Raw genomic sequence first — 11,502 nt, forward strand, 5'->3', positions numbered from 1 at the left:
CACCTCGCGCTTCTCCTTGACGTTGCTATAGAGATCGTAAATTTCGCCAATGTCTGTCAAGGACGCCGCCTTGTGATTCAGTATGTGCTCGATGACGTGTGGCAATACCTGCCGCCTGCCGAGATTTGTCGCGAGCGTCCTGCGCAGATCGTGAAGGGTCCAGTTCTCCAAAGCCACCCCGTCAGTATTGACCTTGCCGTCTAGAGCCTTCTTGCCCTTCGCGTAGCCTGAGAAGTGGCTTCTTTCGTTGCCCCTCGCAGGGAAAAAAACGTGTCATTGGTCTTCGGTACCGTCTGGGGGACCGACACCGCCAGTGTGGACAGCGGAATAAGCGTAGGCTCTTCGTTCTTCGTGCGGTCACCCGATAGTTCCATGTTCCGGCTTCAAGGTTGAGGACCAACGCATCGCGGCAACTTCCGTACGCCTCTGTCCGGTCAGAATGAGCAGCTTGACGATGGAGCCGAACGAATAGCCGATATCGCCCGGTTCGGGCTCACAGCCCGTTCATATAGCCGCCAGTTCGGCATCGTTCACCACTCGCTTGCGCTTGACGATCGGGGCCGGATCCGGATTTTCCAATCCCTCGCGGGGAAACCGCGGATGAGCCGTTGCGGCGGTTTGCGACACCAGTTGAAAAATGCCCGCATACACCAGAAGGCCGTGTTAGCCGCTTGCGGGTGACCCCCGGCGACGATCTTCTTGGTGATGTTAGCAATGTCGGTGTCGATCACATGGTGGATAGAGCGACTCCCGAGGGCAGGCACAAGATACCGGTTCAGGCTGGCCTCGACCAGTGCGGTGTTTTGAGGGTCGTTACTCGGCGGCCTGGAGGTGACCGCCATCGCCGTCCTCGGTATCGTCAGCGCTGATATGCGCCTGATCGGCAAGGAAGGCTGGCAGTTCCGATGGAGCTATGCTGGAATTTGGGTGACGAGGCTGATCAAGCGGCGCTCTGCGGCTTCGTTTCGATGACCTGGATTCCGTCCAGGAACCTGGCACCGGCGATGAGTTTCGGCAACTGATTTTGTCCTTTCAATCGTCGCCACTTCCTGGCCGCGGCCAACAGCTTGAAGACCATCAGCTGGGCGGTTTTCGAGGATAGCGAGCCCTTGGTACGCACCGTGCGATAGCGAACGGTTGCAAAGACGCTTTCGATGGGATTGGACGTTCGCAGATGATCCCAGTGTTGGGCGGGGAAATCGTAGAGCGCCAGCGACGCAATATGATCTTTCGTCAGGCAGTCGACCGCCTTGGCATACGCCTCGGCCTCCATCTCGATCGCATGCGCAAGCAATTTGCGCGCGCCGCTGCGAAGTACATCCGTCAGGGTATCATCGATTTCGTCGGGCTGACGAAGGCGAACAATGTGTTGATAGTCTCGTTCATGGCGTATCACTCTCCTTGAGAGGTACTGGCAGGCTTCATCACCCGCCTCGATACGCCGCTCTCCTCAAGCCGCCATCATCCAGTTTCCGCCATGGCTCCCCCTGATTGATCCGCTTCACCTGTGCAACTGCACAGGCTGCCCTAGCGGGGAGATTGGCCTCCAATGGCGAAAACTTGCCGCAGGAGACCCTCCGATGACCGTGCCTATGGCGCCGCCGCTACGACAACTTGCCGACAAGCAGCGTGCGATCCACTGCCGCGCTACTGCGCCTTCAAGGGACGTCTGGATCGCGACGCAGGAGCCGATGACTGTTACGGGATCAATTCCAGGTCGCGCTGGCCGTCGCTGTGCCAGTTCGACGGTCTGGTGGCAATTTGGGCACATCTTCTGTCGCCGACAGTGGCGATGGCTGACGCTTCAACGAAACGGGGTCTTCGACGTCTGCTGCCTACGCCGATGCTTTGCGAAGTGGCATAATGTTTCGACGCACGCAGGCGCGGGCAGGGGATGTCAGTCATGAATCTCCTGACTGGCGCGGATCAGGCCGATTGGCGGGATGAAAGATCATACGACTACACCGCTGGCCTGACGCTGCGGGAGTGGGCTTGGGAGTTCTTACGCCGCAATCCAGCGTTCCAGCGCGATCTGACCGCTGCGCGCCAGCATTGCAAGACTTGGTCTCTCCAATCCTTTCTCGATATGGTCGCGTCGGCCGGCGACCTGTCACGCTGGGGTGTTCTGTTTCGCGGAGTCTTGTGGCCGCGCTTCGGTCGTATTCTGGTGTCCGCTCTGGTGCGTCCATGTGCTGCCGGTCATTGCGGAACGGTTGCCTGCCTCGTCGCCGACACCGCCGTTCGAACTCTCGGCATTGCCCTGTCGTGCAATCGTCCTGCTGGCGCCCGACAAGAGCCAGCATGTTCTTCTTCGCAATGCGGACCACGCGCTGCAGCTCGCCGTCTCGGGCGCGAATATCCTCCACCCTGTTTGCCTGCATACGCAAGCCATCTGGCCCGCGGTGCTTTTAAAGCATCGACTGAGGGGACTGGAGTGCCTCAATGCTCTCAGTCTAGGGCAACAGTTGCCCCCCCGCTTGTTTGCGCCGGAAAAGCGCGGCGTTCGTTTGTCCTTCGTTCTTCGTGCGCTCGACGGTTCGCTCGCCGGAGCACCTCATCGCGAGCTCGCCGAAGTTCTCATCGGTCAACGGCGCGTCCATGCCGACTGGGCGGATCCTCGCGATCATCTGCGCGACCGCATCCGTCGGGCCGTCTCGCGTGGCCGCGCGCTCATGAATGGTGGCTACAGAGATTTCCTAATTTGAAAAGCGACAGTCCGCGCTGTGCGTCGGTGGATGAACGTTCGCTCGCAGCTGTACCCGTCACCAACAGTTCGCCCGCCGACAGGACTGCATGGCGCCTTGCAAGTGCGCTCTGGTCTAGCTTGTCGATGCCGAAAATGAGATGGGCGAGGGTGCCAAGGCGGTGGTTCATTAGGGCCGGCCTCGACCTGGACGCACATCATTGGTCGGAAAGCGGCGTGCACCGCAATGTCGCCATAGCAGCCAAGATCCTTTGAGTCCGGACCTGCAGTCCTGTTGGACCGGCGGGTGCAACAATATGGAGGGATTTGAGGCCTCACACCGTTCCCTGGTCGACAGCTCGGTCAGACATAGCACCCACCGCTTGATTATGGAAATGGTGTGCCTGGAGTGCAGCGAGTAGCGGCTTGCTGCGCACTGTCCTAAGAATAGCAGTCATGACCCGTCTGGGGTTCTGCAACACGACGATTCAACCGCTTGGGCATTGTCGCATATCCCACAATGTAGAATGCGCAACAGGGCAAAAGCTGATCCATCGGCGGTTTATCAATGCTTTTTGGCTTGGCACGGCACATGCAACGCAATCGGCAAAAGGCGCACGAACTGAGTGGCCCATCGGCCCTAGGAGCGCTGATTTATGCCCTCCCAAGGCATGTCCGGCCCGGCAGCGAGCTCAGTCTCCTGCCGGGCATCCGTGTTTCAGGTCAACGGCGTTTGGAACTTCCAATTAGGTGGCGGCATTGACCGCAGGCCGCCCCCCGGTGGGGCGGAGAGACAGTGCAGCAGGTTTCAAATCCCGCCCATGCAAAGATATTTCATTTCCAGATAGTCCTCGAGGCCATGACGGGAACCCTCCCGCCCGATGCCGGATTGTTTGATCCCGCCAAACGGTGCCGCCTCCGAGGACATGCGTCCCGTGTTGATGCCAACCATGCCATATTCCAGAGCCTCTGCCACACGCCAGACCCGCTTCAGGTTTGAGGCATAGAAGTATGCGGCGAGGCCGTAGATCGTGTCATTGGCCTCGCGCACGACCTGATCCGCATCGTTGAAGCGAATGATCGGCGCGAGCGGCCCGAATGTCTCCTCTTGCGCGACTGCCATGACGCTGGAAATCTCGGTGAGGACCGTGGGTTCGAAAAACGTGCCATTCTTGCCGATACGCTGGCCCCCGCATCGTATTGTGCCGCCTTTCGCAATGGCATCTGCGATGTGAGACTCGATCTTGGCCAGAGCATGCTTGTCGATGAGCGGTCCGATGTCCACTCCGGCATCGAATCCGTCGCCAACCGACAAGTGCCGGATTCTTTCCACGAATTTCTTGACGAACTCATCGTGAACGCTCGATTGGACGTAAATGCGGTTCGCGGAAACGCAGGTCTGGCCGGCATTGCGGAACTTCGCCTGGACCGCACCGTCAACAGCACCGTCAATGTCGGCATCATCGAAGATGATGAAAGGTGCATTGCCGCCGAGTTCAAGGCTGACCTTCTTGATCTGGTCAGAGCACTGACGCATCAGCAGCCGTCCGACCTCCGTCGAACCGGTGAAGCTGATCTTTCGAATCTTGGAATTGGTGCAGAGTTCACGGCCCACGCGATCACCTTCGGACGCATAGATCAGGTTGACCACGCCATCGGGAAAGCCGGCCTGATGGGCGAGGGCGAACATTGCGCCAGCCACAAGCGGCGTCTGTTCAGCGGGCTTGAGCACGATTGTGCAGCCCGCAGCCAAGGCCGGCGAGATTTTGCGCGCCACCATGGAGGCCGGGAAATTCCATGGCGTGATCGTGCCAACAACGCCGATGGGCTGCTTGATCACTAGCATTCGGCGGTCTGTCGAGGGTGCCGAGATCGTCTCCCCATAGACGCGATTGGCCTCTTCGGCATACCATTGCAGATACGCCGCCGCATGCGATACCTCTGAAATGGCTTCGGCAAGCGGCTTGCCCATTTCCGCAGTCAGAATCGCGGCGAGATCGCCTGCATGGTCGATGATCAGCTGATGCCATCGCCAAAGAACGTCGCTACGTTCTCGGGCCGTCAACGCGGCCCATCCCGACTGCGCAACATAGGCCTTGTCTACCGCAGCACGTGTCTCCTCCACGCCCATATCGGGAAGCTCTGCCAAAACTTCGCCGGTCGACGGATTGACGACCTCGAACGTCTTATTGCCAACTGGTCTGCCGAGTGCCGGCAGGCGGTCGATGGCTCCAAACAGGTGCGGGGATTTCAGGCGACGGATCATCGGCAGGCACAGGGGCAATACCGGATTCCTCCTCAACGCAGCGAACATCCAGGTCGACGGGCCGTCAGTGTGTATTCTGCACCAGTGGGTTCGTCGTAGGGCCTCGGCAAAGCAGCTGGTAGACCACGCTAGCCCGATGAAAAGACAGCAGTTTCGTTAGTTTGAGTGCCCGCGGTTCATCAATTGATGGATTAAGCAGTCGGATGTTTGCTTCATCCACCATGCCTGCTGGTGGCGTGCGACTGAATTCTGCAAAAAGGCGGCATACATGCTGAGGAGCGCCATTTCGGCGAGAGGCCGCCGGACCGCCAATGCCGCGCAAGGTCGGCGAAAACGACTCCGCGCGTCTGCATGATCTGCTTGGCCCACGGGCCTCCAACGCTCTTCCCACGAGAAGCCCCGATGAAGAAGGAAGGTGTGATGAGTTTCTTTACTCATCCTTGCCGCCCAGCGGCGGGCCGACCACCAAAATGGCGGGCTCGGCCGAAAGCAGCTTTTTGGCCGCCGCCTTGACCTGTTTGAGCGTCACCCGACCGATGCTGCGGGCGCGACGCTGGTTGTAGTCGACGTCGGCCTTGTGAATCTGCAAATCCAGGAGCCGGTCTGCAATCGAGCGGGTCGAGCCCAGTTGGTCGATGGCATAGGCGCCGATCAGGTGCTTCTTCGCCGCCTTGAGCTCGGCCCCGGTCGGTCCTTGCTGCGCCATCTGCTTTACCACATCTCGCACGATGCTCAGTGTTTGGGCAGCGCAGTCCGAGCGTGTCTCTGTCGTAACCAGAAGCGAGTCAAGGGTTAGTTCAGAGCTGACGTGATAGGCAAGGCCGCGTTTTTGACGTACCTCCTCGTAAAGGCGGGAAGTCAAGTATGAGCCGCCAAGGATGTCGTTCAGCAGCACGGCCGCGTAGAAATCCGGCGCGCTAGGCTTCACGCCAGGCCAGGCCAACGTCAGCGAAGTCTGCGGCAGGTCGTAGTTCTCCTCCACCAGTTGACCGAGTTTCGGCGCGACATCGTAGACGGGGACGAGGGTTTGTTGCTCAGGCAAATCACCAAACAGCTGGTCAAGCCTTTCCCTCAACGTGTTCGCGTCAATGTCACCCACCACGGCAATATGGAGCCCGTCGCGAGCGAAAATGGCCTGGTGGAAGGCGCGGAGGTCGGACGGCGTGATGCCGGGGAGGCTCTCTTTTGTGCCTTCTCCCGGCCTTGAACAAGGATGCGCGCCATAGATCGCGCGCAGCCATTTGCGCTGAGCGATGGCGTTAGGGTCTCGCTCGCTGCCGACGATGCGGGAGACAATCTCGGCGCGGACGCGATCGATCGGCCCCTGCTCGAAGCGCGGCGCGTTCAGCGCGAGCCGAAGCAGGCCGAACGCCGCGTCCTGCTTTTTGGAAAGCATGCACATCGATCCGTAGATGTCGTCGCTTTGCGCGTCCAAACTCATTTCGGCGCCGGCATGGTCGAGCTTCACCTGGAAGGCACCGCTGTCGTAATGGCCAGCGCCTTCGATGAACAGGCCGGCCATCAGTTTGGCCATCCCCTCCTTCCCGACCGGGTCCTGCTTGGTGCCGCCCTTGAAGGCAAAGCCGATGTTGACGATTTCCACTGTGTGGTCCTCCACCAGCCAGGCGATGATGCCCTTTTCGGACTTCACCTCCTGGATGTTCATCGCAGCATGGGGCCGAGCGCCGAGCGTCATCTCTTGATTCTCCGTCTTGGGCAAGAGATAGCCCGTGGTCGAACGGTCGAACGCGAGATAGCGGGCGGCAACTGCTTTGATTTGCTCGGGGGTAACCTTGCGGATGCGATTCGGCCGTTCCTCGACATCCTTCACGGTACCGCCGGTGGCCAGCGTCGAGCCGTAGATGCTGGCGAGCCAGTCCAGGTTGTCTTCCGCAAAGATCATATTGAGCAAATAGTGGTCCTTGGCCTTGCCTAGTTCCTCGTTGCTGACACCATCCTCGGCAATGCGGGCAACTTCGGCAGCGGCCGCCGCTTCGAGATCAGCCAGCTTGGCATCGCCGCGCGGTGCGCCATAGATGGCGAACTTGGTGTCGTCGAGCACAGTGCCCTGGAAATAGACGCGGGCGCTGGAAGCGATACCTTGCTGGACAGCGAGCGCCTGGTAGAGCCGGCCGCGGTTACCGCCGCCGAGAATTTCGGCCAGCAGGTCGAGCGCTTCGGCCTCGCCCGGCTTGGCGGTGTGGTAGGACGGCACCACCCACTGCGTCGAAAAACTCGGCACGCTGACGCGGGCGTCTGAGAGCGTGACGGTGCGCCTGGTGTTCTGCTCGGGCTCAACCGGCCGGATGCGCGGCGGCAGGTCAGGTCCGCGCGCCACCTTGCCATAGGTCTTTTCGGCCAGCGCCCGCACCGTGTCCGGTTCGACATCGCCGGCCACGATCAGCACGGAGTTGTTGGGCCAGTAGTACTTTTCATAGAAGACGGTGGCGTCGACGCGGTTCAGCTGCTCGATCTCCTGCATCCAGCCGATGATCGGGATGCGATAGGGGTGGTTCTGCCACAGCGTCGCGTCGATCTCCTCATGGAGAACGTCCTGCGGGTTGGTGTCGGTGCTTGAGCGGCGCTCCTCGATGACCACATCGCGCTCGGTCTTGACGACATCGTCGGTCAGGATGAGGTTTCGCATTCGGTCGGCCTCGAAGCTCATCATCAGCTCGAGCGCCGACGGCGCCACTGTCTGATAGAAGGCGGTGTAGTCGGAGGAGGTGAAGGCGTTGTTGGAGCCGCCGATCTCGAACACTGCGCGGTCGAATTCGCCGCCCGCATGGTTGGTCGTCGCCTTGAACATCAGATGCTCGAAGAAATGGGCGATGCCGGATTTGCCCGGCGGCTCGTCGGCGCTGCCGATCTTGTACCACACCATGTGGGTGACGATCGGCGCCCGGTGGTTGGGAATGACGACCACCTCCATGCCGTTGTCGAGCACGAAATCCCTCGCCTTGCCGTCCTCCCATGCGACGGGGATCGGAGCCGGCCCCGCGCCGACCAACTCGGACGCAACGGACGTCCTGCGAAGCCCATGAGTGCGGGGCTTGCTTGGTAGTTCTGGTAGGGAGAGTGGGGTTATGGGCTGCGTTCCTGGCAAAGTGATCTGTTCCTCATTTTGAAGGATCTATGTCTCCCGAACGCCTATTGGGAGAAAGTGGATCGGCACGCGACGCCGAGCCACATGAGCCGTCAGCGTGTTGCTGGGCCTGACGCGAGCCTCATCTTTGGATGCGTCCGGGAAACTTTCGGCATGGTGAGGCCATGGGAAGTCTGCTCGTTATCCATTGGGTGTTTGCGGATACCTGAGCATGCCCCGTGCCAAGTAAGAAAGCCCCGATTCGCAAGGTTTGATCCAACCTTGATACTTGCGATATCCGACATTGTCGGGCATCCGACAGAAAGCGCCTTTCGCCGGCGCGCCGGCTATGACGCTCGCCTCCTCCGGCGTGACGACGATCCTTTGGCGGGCGCCGCGCACACCGATCTGCCCGCCTATCAGCACCGCGACATCGAAGGACAGCGCGATCGTGACTGGATGGGTCTTACGCAAACATGCAGCAGTGCCACCGCGATCAGGACTTCATCCGCCCCACAAAGACCCGAGCGCGAGGGACGACGTGTAAGGCAACATGTCATCCTCGATAATGATGCCGCGCATAAAGAGGTAAGGTCCCTCGTCGTACCGGCGAGCCCCTTCGCTGGGTCTCGCGAGGGTCTGGTTTGCGAACGTCGACCGACAGCATCACGGCATGGGCGGCCCCATCGGTAGGCAAGCATTGACCGTGCCATCAGCGTTGAGGCAGCGCAGAGCCCAATTTCCCGGTGCCAGCCGGTACGTTGGAGCTTCAACTGTGGCCAGCCAAGCGGGCCGAGGCCGTGAAACTCCTGATACCCTGGACCGTCCGGATTGCAACGCACGACGCCTTGGTCTCGCGCCAACGTCCATTGACGCTCAGCGAAGCATCATGCGGACGAGCTGGGAAAGCTTGGCCGGGCCGGCGCCTTCCCAGGCGCATGGGACGCGCGACGACCCATGTGGACCTTGGATTTCACTACGCACTTACGCTGCTTTGGCCTTGTCAGCAGCCTGAGCATAAAGCGTGCTCAGCTTTCAGGGCGAGCCTCTTTCATGTTGATAGCATCTGTCGTCATTCAGGATCGCCCCATTTTCGCATGCCGCTTGCAGCTTTCAGACTGTTGTCAGCCAGGGCCGCCATAAAGGGTCTCGTTTAACGCATTCGGGAGGCTTCATCACTCGACCACATTAATTTCGGGCGGTTCGCCGGCGCTCCGAATGGCACTTAACACCAGATCCTCTCCAAACCCGTGATGATCCAAGAGGAAAACGAAAAATCCCTAAATCATAAAAAAGCACCGATACGGTCGGCTCCAGGCTGATGAAATTGCGGTCTCACTGGCCACGCACGATACTTGCGATGGCGATGGCCATTGCAAAGGCCGGTCAAGCACCCAAGACGCTGACAAGCACGCCTCCGACCAAAGCTCGATCGTTGGCAGCCTTTCTAGCCGTATACTTGGGGCATTTTGGGACGGCGATCCGGACGCCGATTAAAACCTGCCGGTCGTCTAAATGGAATGGTTGGTCCGGGTCCTTACTGGACCGCGCCAACCCGATCGGGCCGGCGCACAGGGGCACCCAGACAATTGGACACGTCGCCTTTGCGCGGCGGCTTGCACTTTCTCGGATGGCCTTTTTTCTCCCCGGGCGAAATCGAGCGAGCGGTGAGGCGGAGCCTTCGATTTTGCCGATCATGTCGTGTCGCTTCGATCGAACTGCTCAGACGATGATAGCGGCATTGATTGCCGCGGCCGAAATGCGTTGTGTGAAGTACGATTTCTACGCCGTATACATACTGCCGTACAGTTCGCCCTGTCAGCAGCCTTGCCAGCAATCCGCCCTGTGTCCAACTGTCGTCGAATTCACCGGTGTCATTGAGGAATTCGTATGATCGCCTCGAAACCATCATTGCGACCGCGGGCGGGCGACGCAAGCTCTAGACTGCCACCGATCCGCTGGATAACCATGTTAGCGATATGTAGACCAAGGCCTGAGCCCGCAGCAGGAGTAGCACCACGACTAAATCGCTTTGTAAGCCCTTCGAGGTCGGGGAGGGGCACCACCGGTCCGGCGTTTGCAATAGCGATGGTTCCATCAGTTTGGACGGAAACTGTTGTCGGAACAGTGGGCAGTCCATGTATCAGCGCATTCTCGATCAGGTTACGAAGGAGGATCCCAAACGCATCGACATCCACTTTGCGCATCAAAGTGGTGCAGCCGTCGACGTTAAGATGCAGGCGTCCGGCATATTGCGGCTTTTTCCTCAGGTCGTCGATTTCCAGCCGAACCGATCGGACAAGATCGATCGCGTGATCCGCCATGCCAACCCCCGATTCGGCTTGAGCGAGCTGAAGCACTTTTTCGACAAGGCGGCCAAGGCTCGACAGCGCTTGCTCGATGCCGCGCGCACGCATTTTGGCCGACCCATTGGGAAGCTCGGCCACTAATCTCTGCATCTGAGCGATTGAACCTGCGATCGGCGTGCGCAGTTCATGCGCACTGTTTGCGGCGAACTCGCGTTCGGCCTCGAGAGCCGCCCGCAGACGATCGAGAAGCCGATTGACGGATGCCGCGATTGGAGCCAACTCTGCCGGGAAATCGCCCAAGTCCATTGGTGACAGATTGCCGCCGTCGCGCGATCCGATCTGCTGTCGCAGTACCTCGATTGGCCGCAGCGAGCGCCGGATCACGATCCACCAAACAGCTAAGCTAAAGGGCAGGAGCACGAGTGTCGGAAGGAAGACAAAAAGTGCGCCCTTCGCGATTGTGGTACGGCGGCCATCAAGCGGTTCGGCCAACTGATGATACACGCCGTCTTGGATCTCCTCTGTGTAGACGCGGTAATCAGCGTTTCCCCAAAAGCCGTTACTCAGGGGAGCATCAGGGAAGGGCTGCTGACCCTCTTCCGGTTCGGAAATAAGCACTACCCCGTACTTATTAATAACCTGCTCACGATAGGTCCAGTACTTTTTATAAGTTGGCAAGTGGTTATTGTATTGATCAACGTGTTTTCCATTCAAGACCTTGATCAGCTCTGGTTCTCTGTACTCTGCGCTCGCCTGGAGCAAGTCATCCGAACTTTCGTTTACATTATTGCAAAAAATGAACGCAGCAATGGTTGGGGCGGCGATCCAAACCAGGAGCGTTGCCCCGCCTAACCACGATATCAGCTTTCTCGTCATGCTGTTCGAGTTCGTCATGTGACCACGAGCCTGTATCCGGAGCCACGCACGGTTGCTATTCTATCCCCGCCGATCTTCTTGCGGAGCCGGCTGACATAAACCTCCACTGTGTTGCTCTCGAACTCCGAATTGAATGAATAAAGCGCGTGCTCGATCCTCCCCTTTGAAACGACCGAACCGGGCCGGCGTAGAAGGCAGTCGAGCACCGCCCATTCGCGTCCAGACAGGTGGACCTCCTGCCCGTCGCGGAAGAGGCGTCGCTCGGCTGCCTGTATGGAAAGCG

The 11,502-nt window shown here is 59.4% G+C and carries 7 protein-coding genes and 1 pseudogene; 2 read left to right on the forward strand and 6 right to left on the reverse strand.

Annotated features, from left to right (window positions below):
* Window positions 1-204 (forward strand): hypothetical protein (locus EOB49_RS38115; protein ID WP_245466477.1); only part of this gene is annotated, 204 nt, incomplete at its 5' end.
* Window positions 205-940: 736 nt separating this feature from the next.
* On the opposite strand, the gene EOB49_RS30390 is transcribed toward EOB49_RS38115, so the two are convergent.
* Window positions 941-1,396 carry a transposase gene (locus EOB49_RS30390; RefSeq protein WP_256748481.1) on the reverse strand — a complete coding sequence of 152 codons (456 nt, stop codon included), beginning with the start codon at window positions 1,394-1,396 and terminating at the stop codon, window positions 941-943.
* 793 nt (window positions 1,397-2,189) lie between these two features.
* Between EOB49_RS30390 and EOB49_RS30395 the strand changes: the two genes are divergently transcribed.
* Window positions 2,190-2,705 carry a DUF2285 domain-containing protein gene (locus tag EOB49_RS30395; RefSeq protein WP_224570032.1) on the forward strand — a complete coding sequence of 172 codons (516 nt, stop codon included), beginning with the start codon at window positions 2,190-2,192 and terminating at the stop codon, window positions 2,703-2,705.
* Between the two features lie 786 nt (window positions 2,706-3,491).
* On the opposite strand, the gene EOB49_RS30400 is transcribed toward EOB49_RS30395, so the two are convergent.
* From EOB49_RS30400 to EOB49_RS30420, 5 genes and pseudogenes are all read right to left on the reverse strand, one after another.
* The gene (locus EOB49_RS30400; protein ID WP_095486045.1) at window positions 3,492-4,967 is read right to left on the reverse strand and encodes an NAD-dependent succinate-semialdehyde dehydrogenase; all 1,476 of its coding nucleotides are present in this window, start codon (window positions 4,965-4,967) and stop codon (window positions 3,492-3,494) included.
* 412 nt (window positions 4,968-5,379) lie between these two features.
* A complete protein-coding gene (locus EOB49_RS30405) occupies window positions 5,380-6,645 on the reverse strand; it encodes a pitrilysin family protein (RefSeq protein WP_236383468.1) in 1,266 nt (421 codons plus the stop codon).
* Window positions 6,646-6,654: 9 nt separating this feature from the next.
* Window positions 6,655-7,959: pseudogene (locus tag EOB49_RS30410) on the reverse strand (pitrilysin family protein); the annotation flags it as partial.
* A gap of 1,949 nt (window positions 7,960-9,908) precedes the next feature.
* A complete protein-coding gene (locus EOB49_RS30415) occupies window positions 9,909-11,237 on the reverse strand; it encodes a HAMP domain-containing sensor histidine kinase (protein WP_126063917.1) in 1,329 nt (442 codons plus the stop codon).
* The coding region (locus EOB49_RS30420) for a winged helix-turn-helix domain-containing protein (protein WP_164781861.1) at window positions 11,234-11,502 on the reverse strand (269 nt) is incomplete at its 5' end. The genes EOB49_RS30420 and EOB49_RS30415, both read right to left, overlap by 4 nt.

This window comes from Mesorhizobium sp. M7A.F.Ca.MR.148.00.0.0, from assembly GCF_003997735.1.
Lineage (GTDB): Bacteria > Pseudomonadota > Alphaproteobacteria > Rhizobiales > Rhizobiaceae > Mesorhizobium.

Coding starts and splice junctions, on each gene's coding strand:
- EOB49_RS30405 (WP_236383468.1), bottom strand. CDS start 6,645: ATGACGCTCGGCGCTCGGCCCCATGCTGCGATGAACATCCAGGAGGTG.
- EOB49_RS30415 (WP_126063917.1), bottom strand. CDS start 11,237: ATGACGAACTCGAACAGCATGACGAGAAAGCTGATATCGTGGTTAGGC.